This is a genomic window from Maribacter sp. 4G9, assembly GCF_002742265.1.
Lineage (GTDB): Bacteria > Bacteroidota > Bacteroidia > Flavobacteriales > Flavobacteriaceae > Maribacter.
The window spans coordinates 25189-43496 of sequence record NZ_MDGL01000193.1 but is presented as its reverse complement, the minus strand read 5'-3'; the positions used below and the strand labels follow the sequence as shown (position 1 = coordinate 43496).

Here is an 18308-nt window from a genome sequence, read left to right as displayed (position 1 = left end):
GCAAGTTTTGAAAATTTCTTCTCAAAATATTGAACGAACAAATAAAATATACCGCTTAGTTTTCCTAATGTATCAAGTTCATCAGATATTGACCATAACCACTTTTTAACAAGGGCTCGGCCAATTTTCTTAATTGTTTCTCATCAATAAAACCTTGCTTGTATGCTTCTTCTTCGATGCAGCCAATTTTTAAGCCTTGCCTATTTTCTATGACTTGAACGAACTGTGATGCTTGCATTAGTGAAGAAAAAGTACCTGTGTCCAGCCATGCGGTTCCTCGGTCCATAATACTCACATTTAACCGTCCTTTGGCTAGGTATTCCCTATTCACATCAGTAATCTCCAATTCGCCACGCTTACTTGGTTGAATGTTTTTGACAATAGTTAGGACATCATTATCGTAAAAATAAATACCAGGTACGGCATAATTGGATTTAGGTCTTAGTGGTTTTTCCTCGATGCTTATCGCCTTACCTGTTTTATCAAATTCTATTACTCCATAGCGTTCAGGGTCACCAACCTGGTAGGCGAAAATAATACCACCTTCGGGGTTATTATTGGACTTTAGCAGTTTTGATAGTCCCGTACCATAAAAAACATTGTCTCCCAAAATAAGTGCTACTTTATCCTGGCCTATAAAATCAGCTCCAATGATAAATGCATCTGCTATTCCCTTGGGAGTATCTTGAACCGCATATTCAAAAGAACAACCAAGATTTGAACCGTCTCCTAATAAATTTTGAAACAGTAGTAAATCTTTAGGAGTCGTAATAATCAATATTTCTCGAATCCCCGTGCCAATCAATGTTGAGAGTGGATAATAAATCATGGGTTTATTGTAAACAGGCATCAATTGCTTACTAACAGATAATGTCAAAGGATAAAGTCTAGTACCTGAACCACCCGCTAAAATTATTCCTTTCATTTTTACACTTTATTGCTTATACCGCGTATTGTAATAGTTTTGATACTCTCCAGAATTTACATGGTCAAGCCAAGTGACATTAGCCAAATACCAATCAATTGTTCTTTCCAAACCTTCCCTAAATATAACGGATGGTTCCCAACCCAATTCTTTGTTGATTTTTGTTGCATCAATTGCATACCTCAAATCATGCCCGGGCCTATCTTTTACAAAAGTTATTAATTTTTCAGACTCCCCCTTATCTCGAAAAAGCCTTTTGTCCATTAAACTGCAAAGAAGTTTTACCATATCAATATTTTGCCATTCGTTAAAACCTCCAATATTATAAGACTCCTTATTTTTTCCTTTGTGATATATCAAGTCAATAGCCTCCGCATGGTCTTCTACAAAAAGCCAATCCCTAGTATACTTTCCATCGCCATAGACTGGTAAAGGTTTGTGTTGGATAATGTTGTTAATAAAAAGTGGTATCAGTTTTTCGGGAAATTGGTAAGGTCCGTAATTATTCGAACAATTTGATATTACATATGGCAGCCCGTAGGTTTCCCCGTATGATCTTACAAAATGATCAGAACTGGCTTTGGAAGCTGAGTAGGGAGAATTAGGTCTATATGAGGTTATTTCCGAGAACAATCCAGTCTCACCTAATGATCCGTATACTTCATCAGTACTGATATGATAAAATCGCTTGCCTTGATAATTTTCTTTCCAAATACTTTTGGATGCATTTAAAAGATTGACGGTACCAAGAACATTTGTTTTTACAAATTCCAATGGTGCTTCTATAGATCTATCCACATGCGATTCTGCCGCAAGGTGAATAACTCCATCAAAATTCCACTTTGAGAAAAGATTGTTAATAAAGTCCCCATCTACAATATCGCCTTTGATAAACTTATAATTTGGATACTTCTCTATATCCTTTAAGTTTTCAAGGTTTCCCGCATAGGTAAGCTTGTCCAAATTTACAATTTGATAGCTTGGGTAAGCTAAAACCATTTTCCTTACAACATGGGATCCTATAAAACCTGCCCCTCCCGTAATTAAAACGGTCCGTTTTTGTCCAAGGCTTAAATGCATTTCATGAAGCTATGGATTTTGATTTCTTATTCAAGAAAAACAAGAATGAGACAAAAAGAAATATAAGGATAAATATTGAGGGGATAAGCACCAAATTCTTACCAAAGAAGGACTTTTGAACCTCATGGGATTTACCAAAATTGATAATACTTATGGGTTGCGACTGCTCTGCCAACTCAAGCTTTTTAATTTCAACATCCCTTATCAAAAGATTTTTATATTCAAATAGATCCGCAATGTTAACTTGTTCTTGATTGTCCAAGATTATCCGTTCACTAGAAACCGCATTGTTCTTAGAAGCTAAATTGTTTGTATAATTGGTAATGATTTTATCCACCTGCTCCAATAGAAGTTCATTTTGCTCGATTCTTCCCTGCGCATTATCTCTTGAAATCATTAATATCTCATCAAAATATGTACTTGAATTTATATACTCCATCACTTTTTCTGCAAAATGAATGCCTAGCTCCTTGTTTTTATAATAAAAAGTTATACGATGGTTAAAGGAACTTTTATTCTCCAATTCTGCCCTAACTATATCAGCGATAGCATCCGTGTTTTCAAAACTTTGTAACAATTCCAAATATTGCATATCCCTATCGGATGAACCTTCTTCGATAACCCTGTTAACCATAATTTCTAAACCTGAATAATCAACTTCTTCAATACCTATTGACTTAAAAAAATTGGTGTCCTTGGAATCAATATTTGCTTGTATTTCATCAATAATATCGTACAAGTAATTCTTGCTCTCCATCTGAGGTTTAACAATTACATCTGTTTTCTGTCTTTTGGAAACAATTTGGTTCAAACCGTATCCAACTGCAAATCCAACCAATACAAGACCAATCAGTATAAAAAGGTTCTTCTTCAAATAGAGGAAAACCCTTAGGATAAACCTAAATAGTGCATTAAATCCCCTGCCTATGAGTTGAAACAACTGTCCCAAATCGATTTCATCGGAACTGTTCTGGTTTTTTACTGATTGATTTTCCGCCATGTTATGTATTAAAAATTTGCTTTAATATGCGATCTGTAATCAAATAGGTTGGTTTGACACCTGTCGTACCTAATCCGCCGGAGGCCAAAGTACTGCCAGTTTCCAAAGGATTGTCTGAAGCATAATAGGCATATCGCACCTTCACATCTTCCCTTATGCTTTTTCTAATTTTTGAAGCAGATTGTATCGCTTTTTGATAATGGACGCCCTCCATCTCCAATCCTATGACATTCCAAGTAGACTCATGAAAAAACTTCAGGATATCCTTGTTTTGAAGCGAAGTCCCTAAAACTGTCACCATAGCCCCTTCAAATACTTTTAGACCGTTTCCTTTGAAATCTTCACTGCACAGTTCGTTGTTAAATGGATAGTTGTCCGCCGTTCCCTCAAAAATATGTGCCGAAGGTATCATGATATCTCCCTTTCCTCCTTCCAGAATACCCGCCTTGCCCATGATGGAAACGGAAACCACATTTAAAAAAACTTCCTTATCCCCCATTTCATAAGGCTTAAGAAACTCATCAATGGTTTCAAAAGCCTGTTCTCCAAAGGCATAGTCCATCACAAATATAACAGGTTTTTCTTCTTCACCTGTACTTGGGAAATTATAGCGGCATACGTTCTTATTGAACCTCCCTGTATCAAATATTTGTACGTCAATATTGGTGCCAGAGGAATCCGCAATGGATATCATGCCATTGGCCTCTGCAAATTCCCGCACCTTTGATCGTAAGTCTTCACTGCCCGATGCGCTCAAGGCCTCATAAATTTCCAACTTGCTTACATTGGGAAACTCCGTCTTAAGGGCGTTGGTCGCAAAAAAGGAATTCATAACACTATGCATATTGGCAGAGATAATATGTATCGGCCTTTCCAAAAGACCCTGTTTTTGCAAAACCGCTTTGATGTGGTTGGCCCAACGTTCCCCATGGATGTGATGTCCCAATCGCTCCCTTAACAAGGTACTAAAAGTAATGGAGCGCTTTTCTCCCGTTAGTTCCTCCTCAATCGCCAATTTTCCTAACCAATATACAATGCGTAAAAATCGCTCTGGGTTGCTTTCCGTTGCCAATTTATTGTAGACATTCAATACTTCTTCAAAAGACCTGCCTAGGATATTGGCCGTATGGATCAAGGCGATCTCCTTTTCGGATTGTTCCAGTTCAACCTTTTGCAAAGAGGTTTCCAACTTGGTCCAATCCCGGATCATTTTGTTGGATTCCGGTATCAGGACCTTTTTACATATTTTTTCCGATTCGATGAACAAAAATGTCAAATGGGTCAGAATATCATAGATATCCGATCTGCCCCGTGTTATCTCAATGTTCATTTGTTCATCATCGATACGGTAACAATTCCGTCTTCTTTTTGGGGGGATAATAGGGTCTATATGCGAAATTCCATAACCCTCGTCAGAAGTTAGATTGATAAACCTGCATTGCTCTATGCCCTCTGGCAGCCTTTCCAAAACATACAAAAGCCCGTTGAGTTCCGCCTTCTCCTCCCCTAGGGATCCGTAAATTTCCGGTCGTAAAAGTAAAAGTGCATTTTTTAAGGCCTCGCCCGAAACCCCGGTAGGCTTGTAAAAGCCCCTATTGAAAAGGTGCCGCATGGTTATATACATGCGCTCGATGGCATTGGTAGATTCCTGTGCCCTAGTTGTTGTTACTGTTTTGCCCATAAGAGATTTCCCGCAAAACTACAATAATATTTGGTTTTGATTACCCGTATCCTTACGCTATAAATTCCTTCAATTTGTCCGCGACACTTCTGTCATTTGACAATCTTTGGACCTTGTTTTGTCCACCTAGCTTGCCTATGGACTTCATGTAATCCATAAATCCATTTTTCCTGATCAAGGTGATTTTCAAGGGTTGAAGGACCTTACCTTCTATCAAATCGAAATAATAGCTGTTTTGTTTTTGTAATGCTTGGTCCAAGGTTGTTTTGAAGGTTTCTATATCCGAAGGTTCCCTTTCAAATTCAACGAACCATTCATGATAAGGCAGCTCCCCATTTTCCGGTGTAATGTGTGGTGCTACCGTAAACTCATTTGTTTTGGCATCCGTAACATTTGTGGCCATGAGCATAGCCTCTTCTACTTCCTTGGCTATCACATGCTCTCCAAAGGCAGAAATAAAGTGTTTAACCCTCCCTGAAACGATTACCTTATAGGGATTCAAAGAAACAAACCGAACGGTATCACCAAGATTATATGCCCAAAGTCCTGCATTAGTGGAAATAATCATTACATAATCCACATTTTTTTCAACTTGTTCTATGGTCAATCGTTTCCTTTCATCATTGTAGAATTCATCCGCTCTGATAAACTCATAAAATATACCGGAATCCAAAAGTAATAGCATACCTTTTTCCTTTTGGGAGTTCTGATAGGCAAAAAACCCCTCGCTTGCGGGAAAAAGTTCTATGCTCGAGACCTTTTTGCCAATCAACTCCTCAAACTTCTTTCTGTAGGGTTCGTAATTGACGCCGCCGTAAATGAACAGTTCAAAATTAGGGAACAACTCCCCAATATTCCGATTGGTTTTTTCTTTAAGTCTCTCAAAATACATTTGCACCCATGAGGGTATACCCGCAATTACTGTCATATCCTCTTTCTTGGTCTCGGCTACGATCGTATTCACTTTGGTCTCCCAATCCTCAATACAATTGGTCTCCCAACTTGGCAATCTGTTCTTTTGGAGATACTTGGGCACATAATGGGCCGAGATGCCCGAGAGCCGACCTAATTTTATCCCGTTCTTTTCTGTAAGTTCAGGGCTTCCCTGTAAGAAAATCATTTTTCCGTCCACAAAATTGGCGCTACCCGTTTCGTCAATGTAGTGTAGAATAGCATTTCTAGATGCTTCCACTTGATTCTTGATGGATTCCTTTGTGATTGGAATGTATTTGGCTCCTGAGGTTGTTCCGGATGTCTTTGCAAAATATAGTGGTTTGCCGGGCCATAAAATATCTGCCTCTCCATCGACGATCCGCGTTATATATGATTTTAGCTCTTCGTAATCCCTAACAGGTACCCTTTCAGAAAAGTCTTGATACGTGTGGATGTTGCTAAAATCGTGGTCCAGTCCAAATCTGGTTCCAGCCCCTTTTCCAATAAGCTCCCCGAAAACCTTCTTTTGGGTTGCATCTGGCTTGCGGACCCACTTATTGGTCTTGGCCACTATTCTTTTGGCGAAAATCTTGGCGGCAAAGGCTTTTAACGACATGTTATTTAATTAAAATCGATAAAATTTTGCGGATCTACGGGATTACCGTCATCCCAAAGTTCAAAATGTAAATGAGGCCCTGTGGTAAATTCACCCGTATTTCCCACAGATGCTATGACCTCACCGCCCCGCACGACCGCTCCCTGAAATTTTGCCAGGGATCCGTTATGCTTGTATACACTTAAAAGACCATCCTTATGTTCCAAAATAATGACATAACCGGTGTCTGCGGTCCATTCTGAAAAAATAACGGTACCATTCGCCACGGCCTTTACCGGAGTATCCATAGGAGCAGTGATGTCTACCGCATAATGCTTACTTTCAAGGTCATAACCCATGGATACGGTCCCTATTACGGGAGGAAATAGCACCAAGTTTTTCCTATCCGTATCCCTCTCAAAAAGATTGTATTTGTCTTCTAAGGCAACCTCTGCCCTTAAAAGGGAATCCTCGCGTGTGGGTGTCAAATCAACGGAAGAAGGATCTATCTTGAATTGTTCGAACAAAGAATCCCTATTGATTTCATTGTTTTCAATATCGCCCTTTAAAACCATTCTGATGTTGTCCAAATACCTATTGGTATAGTTAAGGGTCCTTACCAAAGAATCCGTCTTGTACGTAAGTTCTGTTGCTTGTCTCTTCAACGCAGTGGATGAATATCCGGGGATATACTCCCGTAAGGGTGTAAATGCAATGAGAAGTATGGTAAGACCAATAAGTGCAATCATAAAAAGGGAACCCGTTACGAATACGTTCAAACGGCTTAGCTTGAAAGATATCTTTTCCTCAAAAGTACTTTCGTTCAGTATCACCAAGCGGTACTTATGGAGCAACTTTCGCTTTATTTCCTTTCTTCTTTTTACTTTTTTGGCCATTGGAACAAAGATAAACTTAGTAATGTAAACTATTGCGAGAACTTATAAAAATAAGCGATGCGTAAAATATGCAGCTAAAAACTTTCCATGATTTCGGCCCCAATTTTACCCATACATGGGTTAACGTTAATATTCTAGTTAGGTAAACTTGTTTTTACTACATTTGTTATTCCATTAAATACTTTGTATTATGACGATAGCGAATATATTTTTAGCAATAGGCCCTTGGCAGATAGCAATAGTGGTGTTGGTAGTTCTTTTGCTTTTTGGAGGGAAAAAAATTCCCGAGCTTATGCGCGGCCTTGGCAGCGGAATAAAGGAATTTAAGGACGCTTCCAAGGAGGACGAATCCCCTGAAAAAGAAACAAAAGAATAAGGATATAGTTATATAGTTTGAAAAGGCGTTAACCAGTTGTGGCTAACGCCTTTTTTATTGAACTTTCTTTAGTGAATATTTTGCTTCAAACCCCTTTTGACCCAAGCAAATAATACTGCTACACGACAAAAAACACTCCTTTCACAACAAAAAATAATTCATTAAACGCTTTAAAAGTATTTTCGAAAATAAATCTGTCCAAAAACTGTTATTAGTCAACTAGTTGGAGTATGATTTTCGAAAATGATTTTTAAGGCATGAAACATATTTTTCCCTTTTGTTTATTTTTTATATCCCTATCCATAGGTGCCCAAGATCTTCAGACTGGTCTGGTATCATCGGCTATAGGGACTCCCAAGAACACATCAAATAAGGCATATTCCGTGGATAGAACGGACGATGAAGGGTTTTTCAATGCTGCAAGGACAAACAATATTCCACAAAGAACCCTAACCGATATCGATGGGTTTACCAATGGATATTATGTGATTGCGGGTGTTTTCAGCAAGGACAACAAACTTGACAAACAAGTAAAGAAACTCAATAAAAAAGGCTTCAATGCTGGATATATTAAAAATCCCAAAAACAAACTTTATTACTTATATCTGAAACACTACGATTCCTGGCAAAAAGCGATTGCGGATTGTAAGTCCGATTTTGACGGACAGTACGAAGATGACGTTTGGATTTTGAACATGGTAATCGACAACTCATTTGACAATAGTGTAATTGCCAGTGAAAAAGACCTTTTGGAAAACAGGTTGCCCCAAGACGGTAACATTATCTACTCCGATGTTGTGACCAATGATGCAGACGGAAAAGCCACTGCGGTATACTATACCAATCAAAACAATACTGCGGCTTATCAAGAGACTACTTCCGGTTTTGAGGAAAGCGGTGTTGCCAGTGCTGGCACAAGTTCTTCCCTAAACAAAGGAAACGCCGCGCAACAAAAGGAAACAAAGAATGGTATTCAAGTCAGACCTCTTGAACCAGAGGACGTGACCTATTCCATGATACAGGAACAGGTGGGGAATGCGGATTTAGCTGTGGATGAAGATTCCATAATTCTTAATCCAGGTTCAAAAACCATTGAATCAGATCCAAACAAGAGCATGATAATCAAAAGGGCGGATGCCTATTTTGACAAGATGTGGTATGCCGAAGCTGCCAAACTATATGAAATGGCGTTGGAAAACGACAAGGACAGCTACAACTATGAAGTGCTTCAAAAAATCGCGGATGCCCATTACTTTAATACAAATATGGAACAGGCCTATAAATGGTACAATACCATGTACGAAACCTATGGGGATCAGATGTCCGCCGATAATATCTTTAGGTACGCCCACTCCTTAAAGGGAACCGGTAATTACGCCAGGTCAAAAAAGTTGATGCGACTATACAATAAAAAATATGAAGCTCAACTTGGGAATACTACTGTTTCAAGTGAGCAAAGGGAACAAATATTGGATCGTCTCTTGAATTCAAAGGACAAATTTGATATAAAGAATCTTGAAATCAATTCAGAATATAGCGACTTCTCCCCTGCCTTTCTAGGGGAAGATCAGATTGTTTTTGCTACTGCAAAGGATTCATCCGTATTTACGACCAGACGGTATAAATGGGACAACCAGCCCTATTTGGACCTTTACAAGGCAAAATTGAACGAAGAGTCGCAAGAATTGCGGGATGCCATAAAGTTCAGCAAGAAAATCAACACCAAATACCATGAGGCCGCTGTCACTTTTACGCCAGATAACAATACCATGTTCTTTACAAGGAACAATTATGGAAAAAAGCTCCGAAGGGACAGCAAGGGTATCAACCACCTTAAAATCTATAAATCGGTCAAGGTTGACGGCGAATGGGCAGAAGCAACAGAAGTGCCTTTTAACAGCGACTCCTATTCAACAGGTCATCCGGTACTCAGTCCTGATGGCAAGAAAATGTATTTTGTGTCCGATATGCCTGGCAGCATTGGTGAAACGGATATATTCGTAGTGGACCTTTTGGAAGATGGTTCATTCTCAGAACCCAGAAATTTGGGTCCAGGGATAAACACTGCTAAAAGGGAAATGTTCCCATTTGTTAACGGGGAAAAGTTATACTTCTCTTCCGATGGATATATTGGTATGGGGGGTCTAGATGTATATGAAGTAGTCTTAAACGAAGACGGTGGTTTTGACGAAGTTCAAAATATGGGCAAACCCATTAACAGCAACAAGGACGATTTCTCCTTTATTGTAAATGAAGAAAAGCAATTGGGCTATTTCGCATCCAATAGGGACGGAGGCAAAGGATTTGATGACATTTATTCCTTCAAAACCCTAAAAATAGAAGAAATCCCAGAAGTAAAAAATGCCATTGCGGGTATCGTAACCGAGTTGGTAACGGCTGATGTCATGCCAAGGGCCCTTGTAACGTTGTTGGACGAGAACAATATAAAGTTGATGGAGATGGAGAGCAATGAGGACGGAAGTTTTCTCTTTGAAGACTTGGATGCCAATACCAAATACATACTTAAAACAACCCAAAATTCATATTTTGATGATGAAAGGGAGGTTGCCACAGCGGATAACGATACCGTAAATGTGGACATTCAAATGAAAAAGCTTAAGGAAATGATCGCCGTTGAAGACGGTATTCGAAAGCTTAAGACGGAAATGATCCATTTTGATTTTGATAAATCCTACATACGTACCGATGCTGCCAAAGAATTGGACAAGCTAATAAGCGTCATGAACGAATATCCACAGATGGTCATCAAGATAGAATCCCATACTGACTCCAGGGGTAGCGATGTGTACAACAAATACCTCTCGGATAGAAGGGCCAAGTCCACTAGGGACTATATCATTTCCAAAGGAATTGCTCCGGAAAGAATCCAAAGTGCCATAGGGTACGGAGAGGAAAGACTGTTGAACGAATGTAACGGCAGTGTCCACTGTACGGAAGAAAAACACTATTTGAACCGTAGATCGGAATTTATAATTGTAGGCATGTAATACCATAAACATGTTTGATTTAAAAAAAGGGGCCGGTTTTTTAGAAAACCGGCCCCTTTTTCTATGGAGTTATGCCAAACCTAAACCAATAGGTCTTTTGGTTAGAGTCGTTTTCGATTGAACGTTAAAATTGACCCTTTATAGATTTTATAAAATATCCTTCTTTTTTGAAAGAATTTATGATCCGTTAATCTAATCTTTTTAGAAATGTGCTTTCTGTTTTCGAAGTTTGGTAATGTAACTTAAAAAACTATGATTATGGGGAATCTTTTACTTATCAAGGAAATTTATATAGAAGCTTTTAAGGACTGGAAAAGCTATATTTTGGAAAACTATTTCAAAATTTTCTCGTGGGCATGCCTTGCATTGATAGTCTTGGCGACCTATGCGCTCATTTTTAGAATATCTACGGGATTTTCGTTTAGCAACCTTTAAAATAAATAGATTAAATCATATCAGTAAAAAAGGGCCCGCTTTTAGCGGGCCCTTTTTTATACATCGTGAAAATAGGTTACTCGTTGAATTTTACGGTCTTTAGAATCGCCTCCAGCTCGAACATGTAGTCCCGTTTTTCTGTTGCTGGCGCAAAGGTAAAACCTTCCAAAACCAATTTTCTATTATTTGGCTTATCATTGATAATGTAGGTCAAAAAGGGGCCCGCCATGGGATATTCGGACATTTCCCATCTTCCCCTTACCTCAGCTGCTTTTCTTCCACCTACTTCGGCTGGAAAAACATAAGGTGAAAACGCCTTTTCCGTAATCATATGGTTGTTTTTTCCAGGAATATCCTCCCCCGGAATAAAAAGGTTTCCAATAGAATCCCGCATGCTTACAATGTCCTTTACAAAGGTAGAATCGTTCTCAAATGTATCCCAAGGCACACTGTAGGCAATGATATTCATGTTCCCCTTTTGAATTTGTCTATCTATCCACACAAAATTCTCCTCTTCCCTTCCTACCTTATAAACGGAAGGTACGTTGAGACTTATCCCCAATTTTTCCTGCAAGGCCTTCTCCTTGCTAAGGGATTTTAAAAATTTCTTTTGTGCCTCAGCCACTTCAAGCTCCTTATATTCAGTAATGAACTCAGGGGCCTTTTCATCCAGGTTTTCAATAATTTCTTGATGGTTTCTACCTTTTATTACGCCTATCAACTGGGGTTTTGCATACATGTTACTTTTCATATGGGCTATATCCAAGGTGTCCTCCATCACATACAATACCGCCCTGGTGTTCCTTATGGAACCCGAAAAGATTTGATGTGGAATTTGGGTGATTCGAAATTGGGCTTCGTCCCAGGACAAACCCAGTGCAGGAGCCGCAAAGTGCCTTCTTATATTGTCCCCAACCTCACTTTTCCAAAGATCGTTGTTAATAACCACGGTAAGCGTATTATAGGCGCCAATGGACTCTGGTAAATAATCTTGTTTTTTGCCCTCCTTACACGAAGCAAGGATTAAGGTGGCTAATAAAAATAGTGTTCTGATTTTCTTCATTTTACCTATCTAATTTACGATGAACAATCGCACAGTTTCAGTTTTGTGCCCGGTTTTAGGTTATTACCACTAATACCGTTCCATTCTCGTAAATTTTCGATACTAACTCCAGGATATTTTCTTGAAATCGTCCAAAGGGAATCACCGCTGCGGACTTCATGCACCTTAGAATTACTTGAAACTGTTCCTTTTGACGGGGTGTCCTTAGGTTTCACTGCGGCCACCGGCCGCTTTCTGGGGTAAATGGTCAACCGCTGTCCAATTCTAAGGTTATTGCTCCTTAAACCGTTCCATCTTTTAATTTGGCTAACCCCAACACCATATCGATCCGCAATTTTACCAAGATAGTCACCACTGCGCACCTTGTAAGTGATTTCCCCCTCCTCAGCCTGTTTTACGAGTTCCTGTAAAGGACTTTCCTTGCTATTGAGTTCCTTTTCTACATGGGCATAAATAGCGGCCTCATTTGCTACGAACTTGCCCATATGACTTACGGGCAACCTGAGGGTATAGTCCTTTCCGTCTACGTACGGAATGGCGTTCAATTTATAGGAAGGGTTTAAAATTTTAAGTTCCTCTTTTCCAATACCTACCAATTCCGATATTTGATCGAAAGTGATAAGGCTTTTTACGTGTATGGTATCAGTTTCAAAATAGGTCCTATCCACTCTTTGGCCCTTTAGGCCATGTTCTTCCGCATATTCAAAAATATACATCGTTGCGAGGAATGCAGGTACATAGCCAGCCGTCTCCCTGGGCAGATAACTCCTAAGATTCCAGTAATTCTTATACCCCCCAGATCTTCTGATAGCCTTGTTCACATTGCCTGGACCTGAATTATAAGCGGCAAGCGCCAAATCCCAATCCTGGAAAATTTCATACAGCTTCGATAAATATTTACAAGCTGCCTCCGTAGATTTAATAGGGTCACTGCGTTCGTCAACATAACTGGTAACATCCAAATTGTACATTTTCCCCGTTCCGTACATGAACTGCCATAAACCTGTAGCACCCACCCTGGACCTTGCTTTTGGATTCAAGGCAGATTCGACAATCGACAAATATTTCATTTCCAAAGGAATGTTATGATTGTCCATTTGTTGTTCAAAAAGGGGAAAGTAAAATTGGCTTGCGGTCAACATGCGCTGCATAAGCCCTCTTCTTCTTGTAAGAAATGATTTGATCACATTTTCAAGGGAGGGATTGTACGCGACATTAAAAGGGGTTTTTTGGTTTAATTTTTCCAAACGGAGCTTAAGTGTGTCCGTATTCAGGTCCAAAACGTAGGTTGAATCGGGTTCCAAGGTCGTGACGTCTTCATAAATTGCCTCAAAAAGAGGGGCGTTCGCTATAAGTTCCTTCAACCAAAGACTGTCATATTTTGCAGCTTGGGAATGGTCTTTGAGATGGTACTTTTGGGTTTGGTCAGACTTTACCAATATGAAATCGTTGTCCGGAATAGAGTCCACAGAAGAAAGGTCGATTACCTGTTCCGCCTGAAGCGTCGCAGTGTCATTTTCAACCTCGGTTAAGGACAGCTCCTCCTTTTTCACAACAGTTGTTGAATCTTTTTGCTGCCCCAATGAAATCATCGGCAATACAAAAAAACCAACAAGAATTAAACTACGGGTGTGCAACTTCTTCATAGGCGTAAAATTTCTTAGCGGGACTAACGAAAATCGTACATTTTTCCTTTAGAATAAAATTTTCTTTCTTAAAATGTAGATTACTTCGATAAACTCCGTTAATCGATAACGCCCTGTCTAGTCGTTTATTGCAGCGATTCCCGGCAAGGTCTTTCCTTCTAGGCTTTCCAGCATGGCCCCTCCTCCGGTGGAGACATAGCTCACTTTATCCTCAAAGCCAAATTGTTTGACGGCGGCAACGGAATCACCACCCCCAACAAGGGAAAAAGCACCGTTTTGGGTGGCCTCATCAATGAAATTTCCAATAGCTATGGTTCCCTTGGCGAAGGCATCCATTTCAAAAACCCCAACTGGTCCGTTCCAAAGGATTGTTTTGGCCCCTAAAATCACTTTTTTGAAGCTTTCCAAAGATTTGGGCCCTGCATCCAAACCTTGCCACCCATTTGGTATTGTATCAACATCCAAAACCTTGGTGTTGGCGTTTGGGCTAAAATCATCGGCAGCGAGCACGTCTACCGGCAAATGAACATTTACGCCCTTTTCTTTGGCCTGTTTTAAGATGTCCAAGGCCAAATCCATTTTATCGTCCTCGCAAATGGAATCGCCTACGCTGCCTCCTTGTGCCTTTACAAACGTATAGGTCATACCCCCGCCAATGATCAAATCATCCACCTTATCAAGTATGTTTTCTATAATGGTAATTTTGGAAGAAACCTTTGCGCCGCCCAAAATGGCCAAAACGGGTTTTTCCCCTGTTTGCATCACCTTTTCAATGGCATCGATTTCATTGGCCAATAAATATCCAAAGCACTTCGCCCCTGGGAAAAACTTGGCCACAATGGTCGTGGAGGCATGTGCCCGGTGGGCGGTACCAAAGGCATCGTTTACATAGATGTCCCCCAATTTCGAAAGTTTTTCGGCAAACGCTTCATCACCCTTCTCTTCCTCGTCATAATATCTAAGGTTTTCCAACAACAGCACCTCGCCATTTTTTAACTCGGATACGGCCTTTTCAACCTTGTCACCAATACAGTCGTCCACAAACTTGACGGAAACACCAATTACATCAGATACCTTGGCACAGATGTGCTTCAAGGACAAATCCGGATTCCTTTTACCATCTGGCCTTCCCAAGTGGCTCATCAATACCGCGCTTCCGCCATCTTCCAAAACTTTTATGATAGTGGGTTTTGCCGCTTCGATCCTATTTGCGTCCGTGACTTCAAAGTTTTCGTTCAAGGGCACATTGAAATCCACCCTAATCAATGCTTTTTTATTTTCAAAATTGTGGTCGTCTAATATTTTCATGGAATGATGCTTTTGAATGAAAGGCAAATGTAAAGATTAATAGGTGTAGTTAAAACCCTCCCCTGGAAATTATCTCTATTCTTTCCTGCACCAAAAACTACTATATTTGAGGCCATGCTATTTAAGGACGTTTTAGGGCTTCCACATATAAAAAACCATCTCACATCCAGTGCCGATGCGGGGAGAATACCGCATGCCCAATTATTCGTAGGGCCGGAAGGTTCAGGTACTTTGCCAATGGCTTTGGCATATGCCCAATATTTGATTTGTGAAAACTCAAATGGCGAAAATGATGGGGGCAGCGCCGCCTGCAATCTGAAATTCAATTCCTTTGCCCACCCAGATGTCCATTTTGCCTTTCCGGTAGCCAATACGGAGCAAGCCAAAAAACATGCCGTTAGTGACAATTTCACAAAGGAATGGCGGGATTTTTTGAAGGAACAACCTTATGGAAATCTTTTTGATTGGTATCGATTAATCGATATAGAAAAAAAGCAGGGACAGATCGGTGTGGACGAGGCCAAGGAAATTGTAAAAAAACTGTCCCTTAAATCCTACGAGGGAGGCTATAAGATTATGATTGTCTGGATGGCCGAAAAGTTGAATAACGCCGCGTCAAACAAGCTGTTGAAATTAATAGAGGAACCCCCCGAAAAAACCGTTTTTTTGCTGCTTTGCCAAGAAGAGGAACAAATTCTTCAGACCATACGGTCCAGGTGTCAAATATTGCATTTCCCACCTTTGGCAGAGGACCTCATAGCAGCGGAATTACTCAATAAAGGGGCATCACAACAAGAGGCCATGCAAATTGCCCATGAGGCAAATGGAAATTTCAACAAGGCGCTTGATTTATTGAACAAAGACTCTGAAGACCTTGTATTTGAAAAATGGTTCGTACAATGGGTGCGTAGTGCCTTTAAGGCAAAAGGCAACAAGACCGCTATCCATGAATTACTGTTATGGAGCGACGAATTGTCAAAAACCGGAAGGGAAACACAAAAAAAATTTCTTCACTATTGTATTATGGTCATACGCCAGGCAATGCTCATTAATTATGGCGTACATGAACTAGTTTATATGAAAATTCATGCGGACGGTTTTCAATTGGAGAAATTCGCCCCCTACGTCCATGAGAACAATATTTTGGAAATTAACGAAGAATTGGAAGAGGCCATTTACCACATTGAAAGAAATGGCAATGCCAAGATCATATTTACGGATCTATCGATTCGCCTTACTAGACTACTACATAAAAAACCCACTAAAATATCTTCTTGATGGAAACGATACGAGAATACGCTTCAGAGCTCATACTTCTTCTTTTTTTGGCCATTACCTTTTTACAAAGTGGGATGGACAAATTTTTGGATTGGAAGGGCAACGTTGGGTGGCTAAAAGGACACTTTTCAAAAACGTTTTTTAAGGATACCGTTCCCCTCCTATTGGGCACCATCCTTTTATTGGAAGTTCTATCAGGTATTACATCCCTCCTTGGGATTTATGAACTATTAAATTCCCAAAACACAAATATGGCCTTCTGGAGTGCCATTGTGGGCTGTCTTACCCTTTTAATGTTGTTGTTTGGTCAACGCGTAGCAAAAGATTATGACGGGGCCAGAACCATCGTAATCTATCTGATGCCCACCGTCTTTCTATTGTTTCTGCTTCAAAACTAAAAAAACCCCCCGAAGCGGGAGGTTTTGGAGGCATCGAGCGGATTCGAACCGCTGTACAAGCTTTTGCAGAGCTCTGCCTAGCCACTCGGCCACGATGCCCTTTTTTAATCGACTGCAAATTTAGTAAAAATTAATCCTTTTGTTTTAAAGGAAATAAAGTTTGTTTAAAATAATAATCCATAGCCGTTTTCACCATGGATCTAATTACTTGGTCAATAGTTCCCTTTGAGGCATCGAGCGGATTCGAACCACTATAAAACCCTTGCAGGAGTTTCGCCTTCCCGTTCGGCCACAATGCCATAATTCTATTTTCCTCTCTTGAGCGATAATTCTACCAGCACCTTTTGCACATCGCCGTTTATAGGAGGGTTTACCTTGGCCACGGAAATTGTCGATTTTTTGACCATAGAGAGTTCCTTAAAAATACGGTCCCCTATTCTTTTGGCAACATGCTCCAAGAGTTTTGATGGAATGCCCATTTCCTCTACCACAATCCGGTTTATATGAACGTAATCCACGGTGTCCCTCAATTCATCGGATGCTATGGCTTTGGCCAGGTCAGCTTTGACCTTAACATTTACCAAATAATCGCTTCCAATTTTTGTTTCCTCAGAAAGACACCCATGGTATGCATATACCCTGATGTTATCTACCCGTATAATTCCCATGATTAGCTTGTTGATTCGTTCACAAACTTAAAACAAAGAAGGGTAAATCAATAGGTACATCTACAATTACTTATTCCCTGGAAAAGGTCAACTCCAATGGTAACCACATGGGTACCTGTACTGTAGCCCAATATTTCGTTCAAGATTATTTGATAGGAATATCCAAAATAGAAATTGCTCTTCTTCAACCCAAGGATCGGGGCAATATAGAGCGGGTTGCCGATCTGGTCGTTCAAGAACCTATAGGTAACACCGGCATAGTAGTAATCCTCAAAATCGTACCACCTGAACTTTACGTTCAAATCGGTTTCGGACCGTCCATCACTCTCAAAAATCTTGAACAACATGGAAGGCTCTATTTCCAAATTGCTTGTTCTGCTTTTGGTATATCTGTAGCCCGTATAAACATAATAATTCCTCAATTCATTGGGCTCGTCTATATCAAACGTAAGGTCTCTTGGGTCTTTGTCCAAAATATTGGAAGCATTCGCTGCAAAATAAAACTTGTCATACCGATATAAAACCCCCACATCAAAGTTATGATTGGTGGTTTGCCTGTTGTTTACGATTCCATTATCGGGGAAATCGATAAGGTTGAATTGATCGATGTCGATATTGAACTGGTTGAAATTGTACGAAAGGCCGAAGGATAAAAACTCATCCTCATAGCGGTCCAAAGTAAGGTGGTGGGCAAACGATACCCTGGCCCCTCTTTGCTTGGTATATCCATTGGAATCGTTATATAGAAACACCCCGATACCCGATTTTTCCCCAATACGCATATCAGCCGCCAAGGACTGTGTTCTTGGAGCGTCCTTTATTCCTACCCATTGTGCCAATCCATTCAACCTAATTTTTACATGGTCCCCAATTCCTGCATACGTAGGTGCCAGTACAAACGGGTTGTCTGCCAAATACTGCGATAATTGCGGGGAATTAAGTTCTTGACCCCTTACCAAAAAGGCACTTGTAACAAGGGCGAAGGTCAATATTCTCTTAAACATAGTTTTTAGGTTAA

General features: G+C 40.1%; 16 protein-coding genes and 2 tRNA genes. 5 read left to right on the top strand and 13 right to left on the bottom strand.

What is annotated here, in order from left to right; translation table 11 throughout:
* Positions 1-64: 64 nt before the first annotated feature.
* From rfbA to BFP75_RS20310, 6 genes are read right to left on the bottom strand one after another with little or no spacing between them, the layout of a single operon-like run.
* A complete protein-coding gene (gene rfbA / locus BFP75_RS20335; protein WP_099547155.1) occupies positions 65-925 on the bottom strand; it encodes a glucose-1-phosphate thymidylyltransferase RfbA in 861 nt (286 codons plus the stop codon).
* A gap of 9 nt (positions 926-934) precedes the next feature.
* Positions 935-2005 (bottom strand): dTDP-glucose 4,6-dehydratase, encoded by a 1071-nt coding sequence (gene rfbB, locus BFP75_RS20330; RefSeq protein ID WP_099547154.1) that lies wholly within the window; start codon positions 2003-2005, stop codon positions 935-937.
* 1 nt (position 2006) lies between these two features.
* Complete coding sequence (locus BFP75_RS20325) at positions 2007-3005, bottom strand: hypothetical protein (protein WP_099547153.1); 999 nt, start codon at positions 3003-3005, stop codon at positions 2007-2009.
* A 1-nt stretch (position 3006) separates the two neighbouring features.
* Positions 3007-4686 carry a DUF6909 family protein gene (locus BFP75_RS20320; protein WP_099547152.1) on the bottom strand — a complete coding sequence of 560 codons (1680 nt, stop codon included), beginning with the start codon at positions 4684-4686 and terminating at the stop codon, positions 3007-3009.
* Between the two features lie 52 nt (positions 4687-4738).
* Positions 4739-6235, bottom strand: coding sequence for a GH3 auxin-responsive promoter family protein (locus tag BFP75_RS20315; protein WP_099547151.1), 1497 nt, complete (start codon positions 6233-6235; stop codon positions 4739-4741).
* A 5-nt stretch (positions 6236-6240) separates the two neighbouring features.
* Positions 6241-7110: a M23 family metallopeptidase gene (locus BFP75_RS20310; RefSeq protein WP_099547150.1), complete on the bottom strand. Its 870-nt coding sequence runs from the start codon at positions 7108-7110 to the stop codon at positions 6241-6243.
* Between the two features lie 190 nt (positions 7111-7300).
* On the opposite strand from BFP75_RS20310, the gene tatA reads away from it, so the two are divergent.
* The 3 genes from tatA (at position 7301) to BFP75_RS22020 (ending at position 10929) form a co-directional block, all read left to right on the top strand.
* Positions 7301-7486: a twin-arginine translocase TatA/TatE family subunit gene (gene tatA, locus BFP75_RS20305; protein ID WP_099547149.1), complete on the top strand. Its 186-nt coding sequence runs from the start codon at positions 7301-7303 to the stop codon at positions 7484-7486.
* 257 nt (positions 7487-7743) lie between these two features.
* Positions 7744-10494, top strand: a complete 2751-nt coding sequence (locus tag BFP75_RS20300; RefSeq protein WP_240531857.1) for an OmpA family protein — start codon at positions 7744-7746, stop codon at positions 10492-10494.
* Positions 10495-10752: 258 nt separating this feature from the next.
* Positions 10753-10929 (top strand): DUF6747 family protein, encoded by a 177-nt coding sequence (locus tag BFP75_RS22020; protein WP_165776650.1) that lies wholly within the window; start codon positions 10753-10755, stop codon positions 10927-10929.
* Between the two features lie 76 nt (positions 10930-11005).
* Here the strand turns inward: BFP75_RS22020 and BFP75_RS20290 are convergent, their stop codons facing one another.
* The 3 genes from BFP75_RS20290 to BFP75_RS20280 form a co-directional block, all read right to left on the bottom strand.
* Positions 11006-11992, bottom strand: coding sequence for a DUF4837 family protein (locus BFP75_RS20290; protein WP_099547147.1), 987 nt, complete (start codon positions 11990-11992; stop codon positions 11006-11008).
* Positions 11993-12006: 14 nt separating this feature from the next.
* Positions 12007-13638: a LysM peptidoglycan-binding domain-containing protein gene (locus BFP75_RS20285; RefSeq protein WP_240531856.1), complete on the bottom strand. Its 1632-nt coding sequence runs from the start codon at positions 13636-13638 to the stop codon at positions 12007-12009.
* Between the two features lie 117 nt (positions 13639-13755).
* Positions 13756-14946 carry a phosphoglycerate kinase gene (locus BFP75_RS20280; RefSeq protein ID WP_099547146.1) on the bottom strand — a complete coding sequence of 397 codons (1191 nt, stop codon included), beginning with the start codon at positions 14944-14946 and terminating at the stop codon, positions 13756-13758.
* 114 nt (positions 14947-15060) lie between these two features.
* Between BFP75_RS20280 and BFP75_RS20275 the strand changes: the two genes are divergently transcribed.
* Together BFP75_RS20275 and BFP75_RS20270 are read left to right on the top strand one after the other, a co-directional pair.
* Positions 15061-16224 carry an ATP-binding protein gene (locus BFP75_RS20275; protein ID WP_099547145.1) on the top strand — a complete coding sequence of 388 codons (1164 nt, stop codon included), beginning with the start codon at positions 15061-15063 and terminating at the stop codon, positions 16222-16224.
* Entirely contained in the window at positions 16224-16622 is a 399-nt protein-coding gene (locus BFP75_RS20270; RefSeq protein ID WP_099547144.1) for a DoxX family protein, read from the top strand. Before BFP75_RS20275 ends, BFP75_RS20270 begins: the two co-directional genes overlap by 1 nt.
* A gap of 25 nt (positions 16623-16647) precedes the next feature.
* Here the strand turns inward: BFP75_RS20270 and BFP75_RS20265 are convergent.
* The 4 genes from BFP75_RS20265 to BFP75_RS20250 form a co-directional block, all read right to left on the bottom strand.
* Positions 16648-16721 (bottom strand) — tRNA-Cys (locus BFP75_RS20265).
* Between the two features lie 129 nt (positions 16722-16850).
* A tRNA-Cys gene (locus BFP75_RS20260) sits at positions 16851-16921 on the bottom strand.
* Positions 16922-16927: 6 nt separating this feature from the next.
* Complete coding sequence (folB, locus tag BFP75_RS20255) at positions 16928-17290, bottom strand: dihydroneopterin aldolase (protein ID WP_099547143.1); 363 nt, start codon at positions 17288-17290, stop codon at positions 16928-16930.
* A gap of 47 nt (positions 17291-17337) precedes the next feature.
* Entirely contained in the window at positions 17338-18294 is a 957-nt protein-coding gene (locus BFP75_RS20250; protein ID WP_099547142.1) for a type IX secretion system membrane protein PorP/SprF, read from the bottom strand.
* Positions 18295-18308 lie beyond the last annotated feature (14 nt).